The 19,723-nt window shown below is 53.3% G+C and carries 15 protein-coding genes and 1 pseudogene; 13 read left to right on the top strand and 3 right to left on the bottom strand.

What is annotated here, in order from left to right:
* From J4614_RS12195 to foxA, 8 genes and pseudogenes are all read left to right on the top strand, one after another.
* Positions 1–2,973 carry a type III restriction-modification system endonuclease gene (locus tag J4614_RS12195; protein WP_077916001.1) on the top strand — a complete coding sequence of 991 codons (2,973 nt, stop codon included), beginning with the start codon at positions 1–3 and terminating at the stop codon, positions 2,971–2,973.
* Positions 2,974–3,248: 275 nt separating this feature from the next.
* Positions 3,249–3,350, top strand: coding sequence for a small effector SsaA (gene ssaA, locus J4614_RS12190; RefSeq protein ID WP_000934834.1), 102 nt, complete (start codon positions 3,249–3,251; stop codon positions 3,348–3,350).
* A gap of 116 nt (positions 3,351–3,466) precedes the next feature.
* Entirely contained in the window at positions 3,467–4,870 is a 1,404-nt protein-coding gene (locus J4614_RS12185; protein ID WP_000393711.1) for a cytochrome ubiquinol oxidase subunit I, read from the top strand.
* Positions 4,867–5,877: a cytochrome d ubiquinol oxidase subunit II gene (gene cydB, locus J4614_RS12180; protein WP_000151047.1), complete on the top strand. Its 1,011-nt coding sequence runs from the start codon at positions 4,867–4,869 to the stop codon at positions 5,875–5,877. Before J4614_RS12185 ends, cydB begins: the two co-directional genes overlap by 4 nt.
* Positions 5,877–5,948, top strand: a pseudogene (locus J4614_RS22315) (DUF2474 family protein); the annotation flags it as partial. The gene cydB and the pseudogene J4614_RS22315, both read left to right, overlap by 1 nt.
* Positions 5,927–6,118: a hypothetical protein gene (locus tag J4614_RS22135; RefSeq protein WP_229023495.1), complete on the top strand. Its 192-nt coding sequence runs from the start codon at positions 5,927–5,929 to the stop codon at positions 6,116–6,118. The pseudogene J4614_RS22315 and the gene J4614_RS22135, both read left to right, overlap by 22 nt.
* Positions 6,119–6,213: 95 nt before the next feature.
* Positions 6,214–7,218: a ferrioxamine uptake transcriptional regulator FoxR gene (gene foxR / locus J4614_RS12170; RefSeq protein WP_023207499.1), complete on the top strand. Its 1,005-nt coding sequence runs from the start codon at positions 6,214–6,216 to the stop codon at positions 7,216–7,218.
* A 145-nt stretch (positions 7,219–7,363) separates the two neighbouring features.
* Positions 7,364–9,472, top strand: a complete 2,109-nt coding sequence (gene foxA / locus J4614_RS12165; protein WP_208293184.1) for a ferrioxamine B receptor FoxA — start codon at positions 7,364–7,366, stop codon at positions 9,470–9,472.
* A gap of 40 nt (positions 9,473–9,512) precedes the next feature.
* Here the strand turns inward: foxA and J4614_RS12160 are convergent, their stop codons facing one another.
* Positions 9,513–10,145: a LysE family transporter gene (locus J4614_RS12160; RefSeq protein ID WP_000433126.1), complete on the bottom strand. Its 633-nt coding sequence runs from the start codon at positions 10,143–10,145 to the stop codon at positions 9,513–9,515.
* Positions 10,146–10,376: 231 nt separating this feature from the next.
* Between J4614_RS12160 and yahO the strand changes: the two genes are divergently transcribed.
* Positions 10,377–10,652: a DUF1471 family periplasmic protein YahO gene (gene yahO, locus J4614_RS12155; RefSeq protein ID WP_000848026.1), complete on the top strand. Its 276-nt coding sequence runs from the start codon at positions 10,377–10,379 to the stop codon at positions 10,650–10,652.
* Positions 10,653–10,787: 135 nt separating this feature from the next.
* On the opposite strand, the gene prpR is transcribed toward yahO, so the two are convergent.
* The gene (gene prpR / locus J4614_RS12150; RefSeq protein ID WP_079962416.1) at positions 10,788–12,413 is read right to left on the bottom strand and encodes a propionate catabolism operon regulatory protein PrpR; all 1,626 of its coding nucleotides are present in this window, start codon (positions 12,411–12,413) and stop codon (positions 10,788–10,790) included.
* Positions 12,414–12,678: 265 nt separating this feature from the next.
* On the opposite strand from prpR, the gene prpB reads away from it, so the two are divergent.
* The 4 genes from prpB to prpE all read left to right on the top strand — a co-directional run bounded on the left by prpB (position 12,679) and on the right by prpE (position 18,264).
* Positions 12,679–13,566 carry a methylisocitrate lyase gene (gene prpB, locus J4614_RS12145; protein WP_000052223.1) on the top strand — a complete coding sequence of 296 codons (888 nt, stop codon included), beginning with the start codon at positions 12,679–12,681 and terminating at the stop codon, positions 13,564–13,566.
* 110 nt (positions 13,567–13,676) lie between these two features.
* Complete coding sequence (gene prpC, locus J4614_RS12140) at positions 13,677–14,846, top strand: 2-methylcitrate synthase (RefSeq protein WP_001285877.1); 1,170 nt, start codon at positions 13,677–13,679, stop codon at positions 14,844–14,846.
* A 39-nt stretch (positions 14,847–14,885) separates the two neighbouring features.
* Positions 14,886–16,337 carry a bifunctional 2-methylcitrate dehydratase/aconitate hydratase gene (locus J4614_RS12135; RefSeq protein WP_000107074.1) on the top strand — a complete coding sequence of 484 codons (1,452 nt, stop codon included), beginning with the start codon at positions 14,886–14,888 and terminating at the stop codon, positions 16,335–16,337.
* 40 nt (positions 16,338–16,377) lie between these two features.
* Complete coding sequence (gene prpE, locus J4614_RS12130) at positions 16,378–18,264, top strand: propionate--CoA ligase (RefSeq protein ID WP_001628414.1); 1,887 nt, start codon at positions 16,378–16,380, stop codon at positions 18,262–18,264.
* A gap of 102 nt (positions 18,265–18,366) precedes the next feature.
* Here the strand turns inward: prpE and hemB are convergent, their stop codons facing one another.
* Entirely contained in the window at positions 18,367–19,341 is a 975-nt protein-coding gene (gene hemB / locus J4614_RS12125; protein WP_000130724.1) for a porphobilinogen synthase, read from the bottom strand.
* Positions 19,342–19,723: the final 382 nt, after the last annotated feature.

Genomic DNA, 19,723 nt, shown 5'->3' with positions numbered 1-19,723 from the left:
ATGATGAATATTTTACTGGAAGAACTTCCCCATCAGGAACAGGCGTTAGCGGCGATTCTGGCGAGTTTCACCGGTATCGATCACGCGCAGGCCGATCATAATCACTATGCTAATCCGCTGATTAAGGAACGTTACGACGATAAGGCCAATATTGACGTTAAAATGGAGACCGGGACGGGCAAAACCTATGTCTATACCCGGTTGATGTATGAACTGCATCAGAACTACGGGCTCTTCAAATTTGTGCTGGTGGTGCCGACGCCAGCCATTAAAGAAGGCGCGCGGAACTTTATTACCAGCGATTACGCCAGACAGCATTTTTCACAGTTCTACGAAAATACGCGGATGGAACTTTGCACCATTAACGCCGGTGATTTTAAAGTAAAGTCGGGGCGTAAAAATTTTCCGGCCCAGCTATTAAGTTTTACCGATGCCAGCCGTCGTGATAGCCATACGATTCAGGTTTTGCTGATCAATGCGCAAATGCTCAATTCCGCCAGTATGACGCGAGACGATTACGATCAAACGCTCCTGGGTGGGCTGACGTCGCCTGTTAAAGGGCTGCAAATGACGCGACCGGTGGTCATTATTGATGAACCGCATCGTTTTGCGCGAGATAACAAATTTTATCGAGCGATTCAGGCCATTCAGCCGCAAATGATCGTCCGCTTTGGCGCTACCTTCCCGGATATTGTCGAAGGTAAGGGTAAAAATAAATGTGTACGTAAAGATTACTATCGCCGGCAACCGCAGTTTGATCTCAACGCGGTGGACAGTTTTAACGATGGTTTGGTGAAAGGTATTGATATTTATTACCCGAATCTCCCCGAAGAACAGGCCAACAATCGTTATATCGTTGACAGCGTCACGGCAAAGAAATTAATCCTCCGACGGGGGAGCAAAATTGCCGAGGTTGGCGTGGGCGAAAATCTCGCCGATGTCGATGCAGGATTTGAAGGCAGTATCGAATATGCCGGCAGTAAAATGTTGTCGAACGATCTGGAGTTGGAGGCAGGGATGGCGCTGGTGCCAGGAACCTTTGGCGCGAGCTACCAGGAACTGATTATTCAGGACGCCATTGATAAGCATTTTGATACCGAGCAGGCAAATTTCTTACGCAGCAATGAGCCAGAAAATAATGCCCCGCGTATTAAGACCTTAAGCCTTTTCTTTATTGATAGTATTAAAAGCTATCGTGATGACGAAGGCTGGTTGAAAGTCACTTTTGAGCGTTTGCTGAAAAAGAAACTGACGCAACTGATTGACGATTATCAGCGCAAGACCCTGCCGCGAGAAGTGGAGTATCTGTCGTTTCTGCAGGCCACGCTCGCCAGCCTGCACTCGGATAACCAAAACGTCCACGCTGGTTACTTTGGCGAAGACCGCGGAAGCGGCGATGAGGCGATCCAGGCTGAGGTAGATGATATTCTGAAAAATAAAGAGAAGTTGCTCAGTTTTTCAGACCATCACGGCAACTGGGAAACGCGCCGCTTTCTGTTTTCAAAATGGACGCTTCGCGAAGGCTGGGATAACCCGAATGTTTTTGTCATTGCTAAATTACGTTCTTCCGGTAGCGAGTCGAGCAAAATTCAGGAAGTGGGGCGCGGCCTGCGGCTACCGGTAGATGAAAACGGCCATCGCGTTCATCAGGAAGAGTGGCCGTCCCGGCTGTCGTTTCTGATTGGTTATGATGAAAAAGCGTTTGCCAGTATGCTGGTTGATGAGATTAATCGCGACAGCAAAGTTCAGCTTAACGAGCAGAAACTGGATGAGGCGATGATCACACTCATCGTCACCGAGCGACAAAAAGTCGATCCTGCGTTTACGGAGCTTCGTTTGCTGGAAGATCTGGATGATAAAAAACTGATCAACCGGAGTAATGAGTTTAAACCCAGCGTAACGCTTAACGGGGAAACTAAAAGTGGTTTTGCGTGGCTACTGGAGTTCTATCCTGAGCTGACGCAGGCGCGGGTGCGAGCGGATCGCATTCGTGACAATAAGCCCGCCTCCCGACTGCGAGTCAGGTTACGCAAAGAGAATTGGGAACAACTTAGCAGTATCTGGGAGCAGTTTTCCCGCCGTTATATGCTGCAATTCGAGCGTAGCGGCGCTTCTTTGGAACAGATTGCCGCCGAGGTGCTGCGCGATCCGGCGCTGTATATACGCCAGAAGCCAAGCCAGGTGCAACAACGGCTGGTATCGAATGAAGATAATGGCCGTTTTGAAGTGGCGCAGCGGGAAGGCGAATTAGCCGCCAGCGAATTTATGGCGGGCATGAAATATGGCCATTTTCTTAAGCAACTGGCGTTACGCACCAGTCTGCCGGTTAACGTCCTGCACCCGGTGTTAATGGCGATGCTGCGTGATGTTTTACACGGAGATTCACGCTATTTAAGCGAGATCTCGTTGGACAATATGACCCGCGCGTTACAGACACGGATTAATGCGCATTTTGCGCAGCGCCACGATTATCTGCCTCTCGATTTTCAGGCTTCAACGTCGGTATTTGATTCCACGGCACGGCAGTTCAGAGAGGAGATTAGCGCTGAAATTGTGGGGAAAAATGTGGATGAGAATGCGATAGACGATCCCCGTTCTCTCTATCAAATACCGCCGTTGCGTTATGACAGCGTCGATCCAGAATTGCCGCTATTAAAATACGATTATCCGCAACAGGTTTCTGTGTTTGGCAAACTGCCTAAGCGGGCCATTCAGATCCCCAAATATACGGGGGGCTCTACTACGCCGGATTTTGTGTACCGTATTGAGCGTCAGGACGCCGACAGCGTTTATTTACTGGTTGAAACTAAAGCAGAAAATATGCGCGTAGGCGATCAGGTTATTCTTGATGCGCAACGTAAATTCTTCGATATGCTGCGTCGGCAAAATATCAATGTCGAGTTTGCGGAAGCGACCAGCGCGCCAGCGGTATTTTCTACGATCAATGGCTTGATTGAGGGGAAGGTAAACTAACGGGTTTGAATGGACCTTAACGGTTATCTTTTTGATAGACCATATAAAATGGCCGCCGCGCAGCGAGCGTTGCGGTCATTCTCCCTGTGCTAATCCCCCGTCCCGTAAACCGCGTTGACTTGAAGGTTATCGTTTTACGTCTATTCTTAACTTTCAGCTAAGCGTATTTTGCTGAAATTGCAAATAGTCTTGAGGACGCTGTTTTTTGTTTTGCCGTTATTTTTATAACGGCCAGGTAGATATTGCCAATTGAATGTAACTAAGGGAGACATGTTATGCTAAATAGATACTACCGTTTCGCTGTCGAAAAAGACGACCCCTCCGAAGCGCCAGAGTCGGGCGATAAGCCTGACAGCCAGCCGCAAAAAAAATCGTAATTTATCTGGATATTCCCCGACGTTTTTACGTTTGGGGAAAATAACCGTTTCGTTTCAACCTGGTTGCGAACAGTGAATATTTTACACGAAGTGACTATATATAAACGGGAGGGAATATGGAGTTTGATGCATTCTTTTTAGCGAGACTCCAGTTTGCCTTTACCGTCTCTTTTCATATTATTTTCCCCGCGATTACGATTGGCTTAGCCAGTTACCTGGTGGTACTGGAGGGTTTATGGCTAAAAACGCGTAATCCTGTCTGGCGCTCGCTCTATCAGTTCTGGCTCAAAATTTTTGCCGTCAACTTCGGGATGGGCGTGGTCTCCGGTCTGGTCATGGCTTACCAGTTCGGAACGAACTGGAGCGGTTTCTCCCAGTTCGCCGGCAGTATCACCGGGCCTTTATTAACCTATGAAGTGCTCACCGCATTCTTCCTGGAAGCGGGATTCTTAGGCGTGATGCTTTTTGGCTGGAACAAAGTCGGGCCGGGCCTGCATTTCTTGTCTACCTGTATGGTGGCGTTGGGCACGTTAATGTCGACGTTCTGGATTCTGGCGTCTAACAGCTGGATGCATACCCCGCAGGGATTTGAAATTCACAACGGTCAGGTGGTCCCGGTGGACTGGTTCGCGGTGATTTTCAACCCGTCGTTCCCGTATCGCCTGTTGCATATGTCCGTTGCGGCGTTTTTAAGTAGCGCGATGTTTGTCGGCGCGTCCGCTGCCTGGCATTTACTGAAAGGTAACGATACGCCGGCTATCCGCCGTATGTTCTCGATGGCGTTATGGATGGCGGTCGTGGTGGCGCCCGTTCAGGCATTGATTGGCGATATGCACGGCCTTAATACCCTGAAGCATCAGCCGGTCAAAATCGCCGCGATTGAGGGGCACTGGGAAAATACGCCCGGCGAGCCAACGCCGCTTACGCTGGTAGGCTGGCCGGATATGGAGGCGGAACGGACCCGCTATGCGCTTGAGATCCCGGCGTTGGGCAGTCTGATCCTGACGCATAGCCTGGACAAACAGGTGCCTGCGCTAAAAGATTATCCCAAAGAGGATCGCCCCAACTCTACCGTGGTGTTCTGGTCTTTCCGTCTGATGGTGGGCATGGGCGTACTGATGATCTTCCTGGGGCTGGCCAGCCTGTGGCTACGCTACCGACGCCGACTGTATCATTCGCGGCCCTTTATGCACTTTGCGCTGTGGATGGGGCCGTCCGGGCTTATCGCCATCCTTGCCGGATGGGTGACGACTGAAGTAGGCCGTCAGCCGTGGGTGGTCTATGGCCTGCTGCGAACGCGTGATGCGGTTTCCGCGCACAGCACCTTGCAGATGAGCATCAGTTTGCTGGCCTTCTTTGTGGTCTATTCCCTGGTCTTTGGGGTTGGCTATATTTATATGATTCGCCTTATCCAGAAAGGGCCGCAGCCGGCGGAGACACCGACCGCTGAAACCGATGGCAGACCCGCGCGTCCTATCTCTGCCGTGGGAGAATCGCTTGAGCAGGAGAAACGCGAATGACCATCGATCTTCCGGTTATCTGGTTTGCTATTATCGTGTTCGCCACGCTGATGTATATCGTGATGGATGGTTTCGATCTGGGCGTCGGTATCCTGTTTCCGTTTATTCGTGATAAACACGATCGCGATGTTATGGTGAACTCAGTCGCGCCGGTATGGGACGGGAACGAAACCTGGCTGGTGCTGGGCGGGGCCGGGCTTTTTGGCGCGTTCCCGTTGGCTTATGCCGTCATCACCGACGCGCTGACTATCCCGCTGGTGGTTATGCTGCTTGGTCTTATCTTTCGCGGCGTCGCGTTTGAATTCCGTTTTAAAGCCACCGAGTCGCATCGCGCTTTCTGGGATAAATCCTTTATCGTCGGGTCAATCCTGGCGACCTTTGCCCAAGGGGTTGTGGTGGGGGCGGTGGTGAGCGGTTTTCAGGTGGAAGGGCGAACCTTTAGCGGTTCTCAGCTTGACTGGCTGACGCCGTTTAATCTGTTCTGCGGCGTCGGTTTGGTTGTCACCTACGCGCTGCTGGGCGCTACCTGGCTGATTATGAAAAGCGAAGATCCGCTGCATAGCCGGATGTGCGCGCTGTCGCGCCCGTTGTTGATCGTCTTGTTGCTGGTGATGGGAGGCGTCAGCGTGTGGACGCCGCTCACCCACGACGACATCGCCGAGCGCTGGTTCACGTTGCCCAATTTATACTACTTCCTGCCGGTGCCTGTGCTGGTGTTGGCTTTTAGCGTCTGGCTATGGCGCAGCGTGAAAAAACCAGAATCCCATGCGCGTCCATTTATTCTCACGCTAGGGCTGATTTTTCTGGGGTTCAGCGGGTTAGGCATCAGTATTTGGCCGAATATTATTCCACCGGATATTTCGCTGTATGCCGCCGCCGCGCCGCCGCAAAGTCAAAGCTTCATGCTGGTTGGGGCGCTGATAATCATCCCGATTATTCTGGCTTATACCTTCTGGAGCTACTACGTCTTCCGTGGAAAAGTGCGACATGGTGAGGGATATCACTGATGGTTAAAGTGAAAAAATGGTCGCGGCGAGTCGTATGGATGGTCGCGATATGGTGCGCCAGCGTGCTTCTGCTGGCGGGCGTCGGAATGTTGTTCAGACTGCTCATGACCTCCGCAGGATTTCGCTCCTGACTGATACCCCCGGACGCGCTTTCGTCGCTGGCGAAAGCGCGTTTTTATCGACAGATCGGCGTTTATCGATCACCTTTGCTCGTCTTATCTCTCCCCTCAATAGCGGTTGATAATTATTCTCATCTTTATTGTCGTTCCCGGGCCGCAGTGATATGGTTACACAGTGGCTAACGCTCTGGTATAACGCAGATAAACGGTATTGATAATGTCTCCGATCTCCTGTCACTCTTCCGCCGCCCCGGCGATGAAAAAGATCTTTTCCGTCAGCGACTTCATCGCGTTTGGCGAGCGTTATGGCATTGATTACCGCTTCCCTGCGTTACCGCAGTATACGCAGAGTAGTCCCGTACTTCATGGCGATATCGAAGAGATAGCGCTTCCTGGCGGGATTTGCATTACACGCTCGGATGTTCACGTGTTACAACCTTATGAAACCACCTCTCGCCATAGCAGTCCGCTGTATATGCTGGTGGTGCTGGAAGGTAACGTTGCGCTGGCTGTCAATGAGCAGACCTTTTTGTTGAGCGCGGGGATGGCGTTTTGCTCGCAACTGAGTGAGCAGCAGACGATACGCGCCCATCACGGCGCAGACAGTAAATTGCGCACCTTATCGCTGGGAATGTACCCGGACGGCGGATGGCGGGAGCGTTTGCCTGTCTCGCTGGCAGACGAGTGGGAAAATAGTGCAGCCTCGGCGAGGGTCTGGCAGGTGCCGGAGTTTCTGCTTTCGGGGTTACGTTATGCGCAGCAGCCCGGACCTCATGCGGCGTCACGCCAGTTAATGCTGGAAGGCATCATGCTGCAATTGCTGGGCTATGCGCTAAATCTATGTCAGCCCGCAACGCAAAAACGCGCGCTTCCCGTCACCGGTGAATACCAGCGGCTGGAGCTCATTCGGCGTTTACTGGAGCAGACGCCGGAAAAAGCCTACACGCTGAACGAACTGGCGCGTCGGGCGGCAATGAGTCCAAGTAGCCTGCGGTGCAAGTTTCGCCATGCCTATGGGTGTACCGTGTTTGATTATCTGCGCGATTGCCGCCTGGCGCGCGCGCGTCGTTATCTGATGGAGGGATACAGCGTGCAGCAGGCCGCCTGGATGTCAGGCTATCAACATGCCACAAACTTTGCGACGGCATTTCGTCGGCGTTATGGCTGCTCGCCCGGCGAGCTGCGTGACGCGTCTCTGACGGCGTCACGACACTGTGCGTAACGCGCTCCGCCAGAGCGGTAATATCCGCCGCTAACCCGGTTTTCTGCCGCTTTGGGTGATTTTTTATCATTGCGCATAGGCAATCTGGCGTTACGCATAGTGGTCCGTCATCTCTAAAAGGTAATAATTCTTATTTACAATAAAGATGCCTTTGGAGATGTTCATGTTTGCGACAACGCGTATGGCGCTATTGATAGGCGGAGCTATCGGCGGCGCGACTTTTCCTCTTTTTGCCCAGGAAACCACAAAAAATGATACCGTCATTGTCACCTCGCCCGTTCAGAGTGGCGCGACCAAGCTGGCGACGCCAGATATTGAAACGCCGCAGTCGGTATCCATTATTACCCGCCAGCAGTTTGAAGAGCAGGGCGCAACCAGCGTGCGTCAGGCGGTCAGCTACACCCCAGGCGTATACAGTAATCAGATAGGCGCGTCTAACCGCTTTGATTACATCGTATTGCGTGGTTTTTCGGACGGTAGTCTGGATAACGTCTATCTCGACGGGTTAAAAATGATGGGCGACACCAATTCGCACAGTTCGTTGGTGATTGACCCCTGGTTTCTGGAAGATATCGAGGTGGTACGCGGCCCGGCGTCCGTTCTGTATGGACGTTCATCGCCAGGCGGCATTGTCGCGCTGACGTCGCGAAAACCGGCGTTTGATGCCGGGGGAGAGGTGAAGCTGTTTGCCGGCAATCACAACCAGCGCGGGGCGGCTTTTGATGTGACCGGCCCACTGGATGACAATGAACGTGTGGCGGCGCGTCTTAGCGGCATGACACGTTACGCCGATTCGCAGTTTACCCCCTTGAAAGAGGAACGCTATGCGCTGATGCCGAGCCTGACCTGGCGAATTACCGATCGGACGCGTCTTGATCTTATGGCCTATCTGCACCGTGATCCGCAAGGCGGTAGCCACTCCGGACTTCCTTATCAAGGCACGGTTGTACCTTATAACGGCGGAAAAATTTCTAACACTTTCTTTGAAGGTGAAGATGACTACGACAAATACGATCGCCGTGAAAATATGGTGGGTTATAACATTGAGCATCTGTTCGATAACGGCTGGTCGGTACGGCAAAAATTGCGTTATTTGCATACCAAAGTGACGTTGAATCAGGTCTATGCCGCAGGTTGGTTGAATGAAACGGCGCTGAATCGCGGCTATTCCGGCTCCGGGGAGAAAATGTCGGCTATCGCGCTGGATAATCAGCTCGACGGCAGCGTGGATACCGGGGCGATTAATCATCGTCTGCTGGTGGGGATCGATTATCAGGATCGCAGTAATCATACTACTGGCTATTATGGCGCGTTTCCGCCGATTGACGCTTTCAACCCTGTTTATGGCGCTCAGCCGGATTACATTACGTTGTATAGCCGTGAAAAACATAAGCTGCGGCAGACCGGATACTATTTACAGGATCAGATGTCATGGGATCGCTGGCGCTTTACGTTGGGCGGTCGTTACGATCGGGTCAGCGTGTCTAACATCGACAAACTTCATGATTCACGCAGCGATCTCGATAAAAACAACGTCAGCACCCGTGCCGCGTTGCTTTATCTGTTCGACAATGGCGTCGCCCCCTATCTCAGTTATTCTACCGCGTTTACGCCGACCAGCTTCGCCGACGAAAACGGCAATGTGCTGGAACCGATGAAAGGCAAGCAGTGGGAGGCGGGGGTAAAATACGAACCGCTGGGGGGGAACAGCCAGTTTAGCGCCGCCGTGTATCGTATTAACCAGACCAATATCGCGACCAAAGAAGAACCTACCGATCCGTACCGCTCGATTGGTGAAATTGAGTCTAAAGGGGTTGAACTGGAGGCCATTAGCCATTTGTCGGATAACGTCCGTTTGCAGGCGGCGTATACCTATACTGATATCCGTTATAAGAAAAGTAGCCCGCAAGAGCAGGGTAAGCGCGCGGTTTATGCTCCACGGAACCAGGCCAGCGCCTGGCTAAGCTACGATGTGAAAAGCGGTCTGTTAGAGGGGCTGACTTTGGGCTCCGGCATTCGGTACGTCAACGGCGTGACCAGCGATCGCCTGAATACCCACACCTTGCCGTCCTATACACTGGTCGATATGGTGGTTGGGTATGATTTATCCAGCATTGGGTTAAATGGCTTGAGCGCCCAGCTCAACGTAAATAACCTGACAGACAAACGCTATGTCGCTGCCTGTAATTCGCTCTCTTATTGTTATTTTGGCGCCGAGCGTAGCATTGTAGGCAGCGTTTCATGGGCGTTTTGATAACGCTTATCGTCCGGTAGCAAAGGCTACCGGACAAACATTAGCGGTGCGTCACGCCTTCATAGAGAAGTCTGAGCGCAAACATCCCGATAATGGCGCCGATAACACGGCTGGCAATGCGCTGTATTCGCCCATAAGCGCGGCGGACTGCGGGGAGCGAAAAGGCCTGGCTGAGAAAAATACGCCAGATAACGGATGACAGCACAATTCCGGCCCAGGCCATTAACCTTGCCCATGTGGGCGTTTCTGCGCTAAGCGTTACGGAAAAAATACTGATAAAAAACAGTACGGTTTGCGGATTGGATAAATCGGTCATTAATCCCCGGCGAAAGAAAATCGTCCACGGGGCGGCAATCGGCGTCTGGAGCGTGCTCATTTGCGGCGTCGCCTGGTCGCGAATACTGTTCCAGGCGAACCATAATAAATAGGCGCCGCCGACAATTTTGATAAGAGAAAATACCGCTTCGCATTGCGTAATGAGCGTCGCCAGACCGAAAAGCCCCAGCCCGGAATAAAAGGCGTCTCCTGTAGCGACGCCCAGGCCGGTGATTACTCCCGCCCGGCGTCCTGATGCGAGGCTGGTTTGCACCACCACAAACAAATTCGCGCCGGGATTAAAAAAGGTTAACACAAACAGACTGACGGTAAGCACAACGGCATGAAACGGCTCCATAGGCAACTCTTCTCTTAGCCTCAAGAAATAACCTTCATCTTATTAATAGTCAAACCAGATGATTGCGAGAGAGATCACAAAGCAGGGGCGTTTTAATCCGCGTTGTTACGCCGACAGAGCGGGGGCTGACTGGATTTTTCCAGCAATCTACACTACTTATTTAATCAGTCCGAACGGCCTTTTTGTTCTGATAAAGCGATGATGGCGTAATAATAAAACGAGGGTTTTGCTATGAAAACTGGCTACAAGGTTATGCTTGGCGCATTAGCGTTTGTCGTGACAAACGTTTATGCCGCAGAAATCATGAAAAAAACAGACTTTGATAAAGTCGCCTCCGAATACACGAAAATTGGCACGATTTCCACCACCGGGGAAATGTCGCCGCTGGATGCCAGAGAAGATTTAATCAAAAAGGCGGATGAAAAAGGGGCGGATGTGGTGGTGCTAACGTCCGGGCAGACAGAAAATAAAATTCATGGTACGGCTGATATTTATAAAAAGAAATAAAAGCGTTGCATCATAAAAATACCCGCCTGGGTTTCCGGCGGGTATTTTTATTCCTGACAACCGTCATCCGTTTTGCCGGATGACGGCCTGCAGTAAACGTAGCGCCATCAGGCATTCAGGACGCGGTCATTTGTCTTAATTACCCGACTGGTCTTTGGCTCCTGCTTTTAAACGACGCCACAGAGTGGTGCGGCTAATCCCCAGATAACGCGCTGCCGCGGTCTTATCGCCCTTAAAGCGCGCCAGTACATCCTGTAACGTGTGCGCATCCACGGTTGAAGGCGTCAGCTCTGCTGTGTTCACCATAAGCTCAGGTAATAACTGCCGCATAAATTGCCTGTCCAGCGTTGGCGCGGGATCGACGCTTAAAAAAAGCGCCAGGCGCTCCATCATATTACGCAGTTCGCGAATATTACCGGGCCAGCGCCAGGCCAGCAAAAGTGGCTGACACTGTATCAATCCATGACGTATCGATTCGGTAAACGGAATTTCCATCGCCGCCAGCGACTGTTTTAAAAAGTTTTCCGCCAGCGGCAAAATATCAGCCTGCCGCTCGCGCAAAGGAGGAAGCGTCAGGCGCAGAATACTCAGGCGGTAAAAGAGATCGGGGCGAAAACGTCCTTGCATTATCTCCCGATCCAGATCGCAATGCGTGGCGCTGATCACCCGGACATCCACCGGGATCGGCTGGTGTCCGCCGACGCGAGTGACGGCTTTTTCCTCCAGTACGCGCAAAAGTCGGGTTTGTAACGGCAAGGGCATTTCGCCGATTTCATCCAGAAACAGCGTGCCGCCGTGTGCGATTTCAAACAGCCCCGCCCGGCCTCCTCGTCGTGAACCGGTAAACGCGCCCTCTTCATAACCAAACAGTTCCGCTTCCAGCAACGACTCGGTAATCGCGCCGCAATTGACGGCGACAAAGGGAGGGGATGGCTTATTCTGACGGTGAGGCTGGCGGTGAAAAAACGTCTGGTGAATCGCCTGCGCCGCCAGCTCTTTTCCGGTCCCTGTTTCCCCCTGAATCAGCACTGCCGCACGGGAGCGGGCATAGAGTGTAATCGTCTGGCGGAGCTGCTCCATTTGCGGCGACTGGCCGCGTATATCGCCCAGTTCATACCGGGTTTGTAATCCCTTGCCGGATGGGTAATCCACGCGCTGTCTCCGTGTCAGACGGGTCATATCCAGCGCATCATGGAAAGCCTGACGAACGGTCGCCGCAGAATAAATAAAGATGGCGGTCATACCCGCTTCTTCCGCCAGATCGGTAATTAATCCCGCGCCGACGACGGCCTCAATACCGTTGGCCTTAAGTTCGTTAATTTGCCCGCGCGCGTCCTCTTCGGTGACATAGCTTCGCTGTTCAAGACGGAGGTGAAACGTTTTCTGAAAGGCAAGTAAAGCCGGAATGGTCTCCTGATAGGTCACGATACCGATAGACGAGGTGAGCTTTCCCGCTTTCGCCAGTGCCTGTAATACATCGAATCCGCTGGGCTTGATGAGGATCACCGGTATTGACAGGCGACTTTTTAAATAGGCTCCATTCGAACCCGCCGCGATAATCGCGTCGCAGCGCTCGGTCGCCAGTTTTTTGCGAATGTAGGTCACCGCCTTTTCAAAGCCGAGTTGAATAGGCGTGATGGTCGCCAGATGATCGAATTCCAGGCTGATATCCCGAAACAGTTCGAACAGACGCGTTACGGAGACCGTCCAGATCACCGGTTTATCGCTATTATCGCGCGGAGCGCTGTGGGCAGTCGTCATCGCAGTAGGTTCATCTTTAAGGGGCGATTTTTTGTTTTAAACGTGTTTCATAAATGTTGCAATGAAACGGAACGATTCGTTTCATGAAACGTTAGCTGACACGTTTTTCTTTTCCCTTAATCGCGCTTATTCATAACAGAAATGACTGTAATCACCTGTTTTTAAATCTCATTGTATTTAATTTTCTCGCTGCCTCTTTGCCTGGCATAGCCTTTGCTTTGGTGAATACATCTTGAGTAACAATTTACTAACATGAGGACGAGATATGTCTTTACATTCGCCGGGGCAGGCATTTCGCGCCGCGCTCGCTAAAGAGAATCCATTACAAATTGTCGGCGCGATCAATGCTAACCATGCTCTGTTGGCCCAACGGGCCGGGTATCAGGCTATCTATCTTTCTGGCGGCGGCGTAGCGGCAGGCTCGCTTGGACTGCCGGATCTGGGGATTTCTACGCTGGATGATGTGTTAACCGATATCCGGCGCATCACGGATGTTTGCCCGCTGCCGCTGTTGGTGGATGCGGATATTGGCTTTGGCTCCTCCGCCTTTAATGTCGCGCGGACGGTAAAGTCCATAGCCAAAGCGGGCGCCGCCGCGCTGCATATTGAAGACCAGGTTGGCGCTAAGCGCTGTGGACACCGTCCAAACAAAGCGATCGTCTCGAAAGAGGAGATGGTAGACAGAATTCGGGCGGCAGTGGATGCGCGCACCGATCCGAACTTTGTGATCATGGCGCGTACCGATGCGCTGGCGGTGGAAGGGCTGGAGGCGGCTCTCGATCGCGCGCAGGCTTACGTGGACGCGGGGGCTGACATGCTGTTCCCGGAGGCGATCACCGAACTGTCGATGTACCGCCAGTTCGCCGACGTGGCGCAGGTGCCGATCCTCGCCAACATCACTGAGTTTGGCGCGACGCCGCTGTTTACGACCGACGAGTTGCGCAGCGCAAACGTGGCGATGGCGCTCTATCCGCTGTCGGCGTTTCGCGCCATGAACCGCGCCGCAGAAAAAGTCTATACCGTGCTGCGCCAGGAAGGGACGCAAAAGAACGTGATCGACATCATGCAGACCCGCAACGAGCTGTACGAAAGCATCAATTACTACCAGTTCGAAGAGAAGCTGGACGCGCTGTACAGGAATAAAAAATCGTAGCCTGTAGGCCTGATAAGGCGAAGCCGCCATCAGGCAATGCCGGATGGCACTACGTTTATCCGGCTTACACGCCTCAATACCCTACACATTAAAAAAATGACGAGGACACTATGAGCGATACCACGATCCTGCAAAATAATAACCATGTCATTAAGCCCAAAAAATCCGTCGCCTTGTCTGGCGTACCAGCCGGAAATACCGCTCTGTGTACCGTGGGAAAAAGCGGTAACGATCTGCACTATCGCGGTTACGACATTCTCGATCTGGCGGAGCACTGCGAATTTGAAGAAGTCGCGCATTTACTGATCCACGGAAAATTACCGACCCGCGACGAGCTGAACGCTTATAAAAGCAAGTTAAAAGCGCTGCGCGGATTACCCGCCAATGTCCGTACCGTTCTGGAAGCGTTACCGGCGGCCTCGCACCCGATGGACGTGATGCGTACCGGCGTTTCCGCGCTGGGCTGCACCCTGCCGGAAAAAGAGGGACATACCGTCTCCGGCGCGCGCGATATTGCCGATAAGCTGTTGGCCTCGCTCAGCTCTATCCTTCTTTACTGGTATCACTACAGCCACAACGGCGAACGTATTCAGCCGGAAACCGACGATGATTCCATCGGCGGCCATTTCCTGCATCTGCTGCATGGTGAAAAGCCAACCCAAAGCTGGGAAAAGGCGATGCATATTTCGCTGGTGCTGTATGCCGAGCATGAGTTCAACGCCTCGACGTTTACCAGCCGGGTGATTGCCGGGACCGGCTCGGATGTCTACTCCGCGATTATCGGCGCGATTGGCGCGCTGCGGGGCCCGAAACACGGCGGGGCGAATGAGGTGTCGCTGGAAATTCAACAGCGTTATGAAACGCCGGACGAGGCAGAGGCGGATATCCGTAAACGCGTGGAAAACAAAGAGGTGGTGATTGGTTTTGGACATCCGGTTTACACCATCGCCGACCCGCGCCATCTGGTGATCAAACGGGTGGCGAAACAGCTTTCAGAAGAAGGCGGCTCGCTGAAGATGTACCACATCGCCGACCGTCTGGAAACGGTGATGTGGGAGACCAAAAAGATGTTCCCGAATCTCGACTGGTTTTCGGCGGTCTCCTACAACATGATGGGCGTCCCTACCGAAATGTTCACCCCGCTGTTTGTCATCGCCCGCGTTACCGGCTGGGCGGCGCACATTATTGAACAGCGTCAGGACAACAAGATTATTCGCCCCTCTGCCAACTATACCGGGCCGGAAGATCGTCCGTTTGTCTCGATAGACGATCGTTGCTAACTCACTCTTATTAAAAATAAAACGCAGGAAACGTACCCTATGTCTACCCAAGAACTGAACATCCGCCCGGAATTTGACCGCGAAATCGTCGATATCGTGGATTACGTGATGAACTACGACATCACCTCAAAGGTGGCGTACGACACCGCGCATTATTGCCTGCTCGACACGCTCGGCTGTGGTCTGGAAGCGCTGGAATACCCGGCCTGTAAAAAATTGCTTGGGCCGATCGTGCCAGGCACGGCGGTGCCCAACGGCGCACGCGTGCCGGGCACCCAGTTCCAGCTCGATCCGGTACAGGCAGCTTTTAACATTGGCGCGATGATCCGCTGGCTCGATTTTAACGATACCTGGCTTGCCGCCGAGTGGGGCCATCCTTCTGATAACCTCGGCGGTATTCTGGCGATTGCGGATTGGCTGTCACGCAACGCCGTCGCCGCCGGCAAAGCGCCGCTGACCATGAAACAGGTATTGAGCGGGATGATCAAAGCCCATGAAATTCAGGGCTGCATCGCGCTGGAAAACGCCTTCAACCGTGTCGGGCTTGATCATGTGCTGCTGGTCAAAGTGGCCTCGACCGCGGTGGTCGCTGAAATGCTGGGGCTGACGCGCGATGAGATCCTCAACGCGGTATCGTTGGCGTGGGTCGACGGCCAGTCGCTGCGCACTTATCGTCATGCGCCGAATACCGGTACGCGCAAATCCTGGGCGGCGGGCGATGCGACTTCGCGCGCGGTACGTCTGGCGCTGATGGCGAAAACCGGAGAGATGGGCTATCCCTCGGCGCTCACCGCCAAAACCTGGGGCTTCTACGACGTTTCATTCAAAGGTGAAACGTTCCGTTTCCAGCGTCCTTACGGCTCCTACGTGATGGAAAACGTGCTATTCAAAATTTCTTTCCCGGCAGAATTCCACTCGCAAACCGCCGTCGAAGCGGCGATGACGCTGTATGAGCAGATGCAGGCCGCGGGTAAAACGGCAGCGGATATCGAGAAAGTGACCATCCGCACCCACGAAGCCTGTCTCCGCATTATCGATAAAAAAGGCCCGCTCAATAACCCGGCGGACCGCGATCACTGTATCCAGTATATGGTCGCCGTGCCGTTGCTGTTCGGACGGTTAACCGCGGCGGATTATGAAGACGAGGTGGCGCAGGACAAGCGTATTGACGCCCTGCGCGAGAAAATCGTGTGTTATGAGGACCCGGCTTTTACCGCCGACTATCACGACCCGGAAAAACGTGCTATCGGCAATGCGATCACCGTGGAGTTTACTGATGGCTCACGCTTTGGCGAGGTTGTCGTGGAGTATCCGATTGGTCATGCGCGTCGCCGCGCCGACGGTATTCCGAAGCTTATCGAAAAATTTAAAATAAACCTGGCGCGTCAGTTCCCGACTCGCCAGCAGCAACGCATTCTGGATGTCTCCCTGGACAGAGCCCGCCTGGAGCAGATGCCGGTTAACGAATACCTCGATTTATATGTCATCTGAGCCAGCCAGCAGTAAGGCGTAAGTTCAACAGGAGAGCGTGATGTCTTTTAGCGAATTTTATCAGCGTTCCATTAACGAACCGGAGGCGTTCTGGGCCGAGCAGGCCCGGCGTATCGACTGGCGACAGCCGTTTACGCAGACGCTGGATCATAGCCGTCCACCGTTTGCCCGCTGGTTTTGCGGCGGCACCACTAACTTATGTCATAACGCCGTTGACCGCTGGCTGGATAAACAGCCGGAGGCGCTGGCGCTGATTGCCGTCTCATCAGAGACCGATGAAGAGCGTACATTTACCTTCAGCCAGTTGCATGATGAAGTCAACGCTGTGGCCGCCATGTTGCTGTCGCTGGGCGTGCAGCGTGGCGATCGCGTATTGGTCTATATGCCGATGATTGCCGAAGCGCAGATAACCCTGCTGGCCTGCGCGCGCATTGGTGCGATCCATTCGGTGGTCTTTGGCGGTTTTGCCTCGCACAGCGTGGCGGCGCGCATTGACGATGCCAGACCGGCGCTGATTGTGTCGGCGGATGCCGGAGCGCGGGGCGGTAAAATCCTGCCATATAAAAAGCTGCTCGATGACGCTATTGCGCAGGCGCAGCATCAGCCGAAACACGTTCTGCTGGTGGACAGAGGGCTGGCGAAAATGGCGTGGGTGGATGGGCGCGATCTGGATTTTGCCACGTTGCGCCAGCAGCATCTCGGCGCGAGCGTGCCGGTGGCGTGGCTGGAATCCAATGAAACCTCGTGCATTCTTTACACCTCCGGCACTACCGGCAAACCGAAAGGCGTCCAGCGCGACGTTGGCGGCTATGCGGTGGCGCTGGCAACCTCGATGGACACCATTTTTGGCGGCAAGGCGGGCGGCGTATTCTTTTGCGCATCGGATATCGGCTGGGTCGTCGGCCACTCCTATATCGTTTACGCGCCGCTGCTGGCAGGCATGGCGACTATTGTTTACGAAGGACTGCCGACGTACCCGGACTGCGGGGTCTGGTGGAAAATTGTCGAGAAATACCAGGTTAACCGGATGTTTTCCGCCCCGACCGCGATTCGCGTGCTGAAAAAATTCCCGACGGCGCAAATCCGCAACCACGATCTCTCCTCGCTGGAGGCGCTTTATCTGGCCGGTGAGCCGCTGGACGAGCCGACGGCCAGTTGGGTGACGGAGACGCTGGGGGTGCCGGTTATCGACAATTATTGGCAGACGGAGTCCGGCTGGCCGATCATGGCGCTGGCCCGCGCGCTGGACGACAGGCCGTCGCGTCTGGGAAGTCCCGGCGTGCCGATGTACGGTTATAACGTCCAGCTACTCAATGAAGTCACCGGCGACCCCTGCGGCATAAATGAAAAAGGCATGCTGGTGATTGAAGGGCCGCTGCCGCCGGGCTGTATTCAGACTATTTGGGGCGACGATGCGCGTTTTGTGAAGACTTACTGGTCGCTGTTTAACCGTCAGGTTTATGCCACCTTCGACTGGGGAATCCGCGATGCCGAGGGGTATTACTTTATTCTGGGCCGTACCGATGATGTGATTAATATTGCGGGCCATCGGCTGGGGACGCGAGAAATAGAAGAAAGTATCTCCGGTTACCCGAACGTAGCGGAAGTGGCGGTGGTGGGGATAAAGGACGCTCTGAAAGGGCAGGTAGCGGTGGCGTTTGTCATTCCGAAGCAGAGCGATACGCTGGCGGATCGCGAGGCGGCGCGCGACGAGGAAAAAGCGATTATGGCGCTGGTGGACAACCAGATCGGTCACTTTGGTCGTCCGGCGCATGTCTGGTTTGTTTCGCAGCTCCCCAAAACGCGTTCCGGAAAGATGCTTCGCCGCACGATCCAGGCGATCTGCGAAGGCCGCGATCCGGGCGATCTGACAACCATTGACGATCCTGCGTCGTTGCAGCAAATTCGCCAGGCGATCGAGGAATAGCCGTAAGCCGATAAGCCGCGTCCGGCAACGGGTTAGCGTCAGCGACTGAATAGTGGGGTGTAAAGTTGGGAAAGGGCGGCAGCGCGCCGCCCTGTAACAGAATTAACGCAGAATATTTTTCTCAGCCAGATCCAGCGCGAAGTAACTGAAAATCAAATCGGCGCCGGCGCGTTTAATCGAGCCCAGACTTTCCAGCACGACCTTTTCTTCATCAATGGCGCCAGCCATAGCAGCAAATTTAATCATGGCGTATTCACCGCTCACCTGGTAAGCGCCAAGCGGCAACTCTGTGCGTTCGCGGATTTCACGCAGCACGTCCAGATACGCGCCGGCCGGTTTCACCATTAAGCAATCCGCGCCCTGGGCTTCGTCGAGCAGTGATTCGCGAATCGCTTCACGGCGGTTCATCGGATTCATTTGATACGTCTTGCGGTCGCCTTTTAACGCGGTACCCGCTGCTTCACGGAAGGGGCCGTAGAAAGAAGAGGCGAACTTGGTGGAGTAGGACATTATTGCCGTATCGGTAAAACCGGCGGCATCCAGCGCCTGGCGGATAGCCTGGACTTGTCCATCCATGGCCGCGGAGGGCGCAATAAAATCTGCTCCAGCCGCCGCCGCGATAACGGCCTGCTTGCCGAGGTTGGCCAGCGTCGCATCGTTATCCACACCGTGTTCGCACAACACGCCGCAGTGGCCGTGCGAGGTGTATTCGCAGAAGCAGGTGTCGGACATGACGATCATCTCCGGCACGGTTTGCTTACAGATGCGGGACATTCTTGCCACCAGGCCGTCTTCTTTCCAGGTATCGCTGCCGGTGTCATCAGTATGGTGGGAAATGCCGAAGGTCATAACGGAACGAATACCAGCATTTGCGATACGTTCAATCTCTCGCGCCAGCTGCTTTTCCGGGATACGCATTACGCCGGGCATGGCATCAATAGCTTTGTAATCGTCGAGTTCTTCTTCAACAAAGATCGGCAACACCAGGTCGTTCAGGCTAAGTGTTGTCTCTTCAAACATAGCGCGCAGCGCAGCGGATTTGCGCAGGCGGCGAGGGCGATGGATAAGGTCTGTCATGGTCTGCCTGATGTTTGTGGAATCGAAGGCCCAGTATACCTGAATCTGCAGGCAGATGTTTTACGAAAACGGTCCTTAACGTAGCAGGCGCAGCCCCAGCGGCGGCAGAACATGGCGCTTCTTTTATATACCGGAGATTAATACCTCAGGTACTATATCATTTTAAATAAGAATTAGTTTTACGTTGTTTTTAGTTTTATTTCATCGTCATTTAAGTAAATGTGGGTTTTAACATTATTCATATTTATTTTATTTTTTTATTTTCTTGTAACCTCATGAAAAAGAATGATTTTTAATTATCCATTTTCCTTTTATTACGTCTTTTTAATTCATGTCCGAATCCGGACTGAGGATAAAGAATAATTGAACCTTTTAGCAATGA

The organism is Salmonella sp. 32031103-2018-00083-FB-01-SM-01 (genome assembly GCF_017571995.1).
In the GTDB taxonomy this organism is placed as follows: Bacteria; Pseudomonadota; Gammaproteobacteria; order Enterobacterales; family Enterobacteriaceae; genus Salmonella; species Salmonella enterica.
Note: the sequence above shows the minus strand (reverse complement) of the source record. Positions and strands in the feature narration are given on the sequence as shown.

Excerpts from the sequence above, each read along its gene's own strand:
- J4614_RS12195 (WP_077916001.1), top strand. The coding sequence starts at position 1 with ATGATGAATATTTTACTGGAAGAACTTCCCCATCAGGAACAGGCGTTA.
- ssaA (WP_000934834.1), top strand. The coding sequence starts at position 3,249 with ATGCTAAATAGATACTACCGTTTCGCTGTCGAAAAAGACGACCCCTCC.
- J4614_RS12185 (WP_000393711.1), top strand. The coding sequence starts at position 3,467 with ATGGAGTTTGATGCATTCTTTTTAGCGAGACTCCAGTTTGCCTTTACC.
- cydB (WP_000151047.1), top strand. The coding sequence starts at position 4,867 with ATGACCATCGATCTTCCGGTTATCTGGTTTGCTATTATCGTGTTCGCC.
- J4614_RS22135 (WP_229023495.1), top strand. The coding sequence starts at position 5,927 with ATGGTGCGCCAGCGTGCTTCTGCTGGCGGGCGTCGGAATGTTGTTCAG.
- foxR (WP_023207499.1), top strand. The coding sequence starts at position 6,214 with ATGTCTCCGATCTCCTGTCACTCTTCCGCCGCCCCGGCGATGAAAAAG.
- foxA (WP_208293184.1), top strand. The coding sequence starts at position 7,364 with ATGCCTTTGGAGATGTTCATGTTTGCGACAACGCGTATGGCGCTATTG.
- J4614_RS12160 (WP_000433126.1), bottom strand. The coding sequence starts at position 10,145 with ATGGAGCCGTTTCATGCCGTTGTGCTTACCGTCAGTCTGTTTGTGTTA.
- yahO (WP_000848026.1), top strand. The coding sequence starts at position 10,377 with ATGAAAACTGGCTACAAGGTTATGCTTGGCGCATTAGCGTTTGTCGTG.
- prpR (WP_079962416.1), bottom strand. The coding sequence starts at position 12,413 with ATGACGACTGCCCACAGCGCTCCGCGCGATAATAGCGATAAACCGGTG.
- prpB (WP_000052223.1), top strand. The coding sequence starts at position 12,679 with ATGTCTTTACATTCGCCGGGGCAGGCATTTCGCGCCGCGCTCGCTAAA.
- prpC (WP_001285877.1), top strand. The coding sequence starts at position 13,677 with ATGAGCGATACCACGATCCTGCAAAATAATAACCATGTCATTAAGCCC.
- J4614_RS12135 (WP_000107074.1), top strand. The coding sequence starts at position 14,886 with ATGTCTACCCAAGAACTGAACATCCGCCCGGAATTTGACCGCGAAATC.
- prpE (WP_001628414.1), top strand. The coding sequence starts at position 16,378 with ATGTCTTTTAGCGAATTTTATCAGCGTTCCATTAACGAACCGGAGGCG.
- hemB (WP_000130724.1), bottom strand. The coding sequence starts at position 19,341 with ATGACAGACCTTATCCATCGCCCTCGCCGCCTGCGCAAATCCGCTGCG.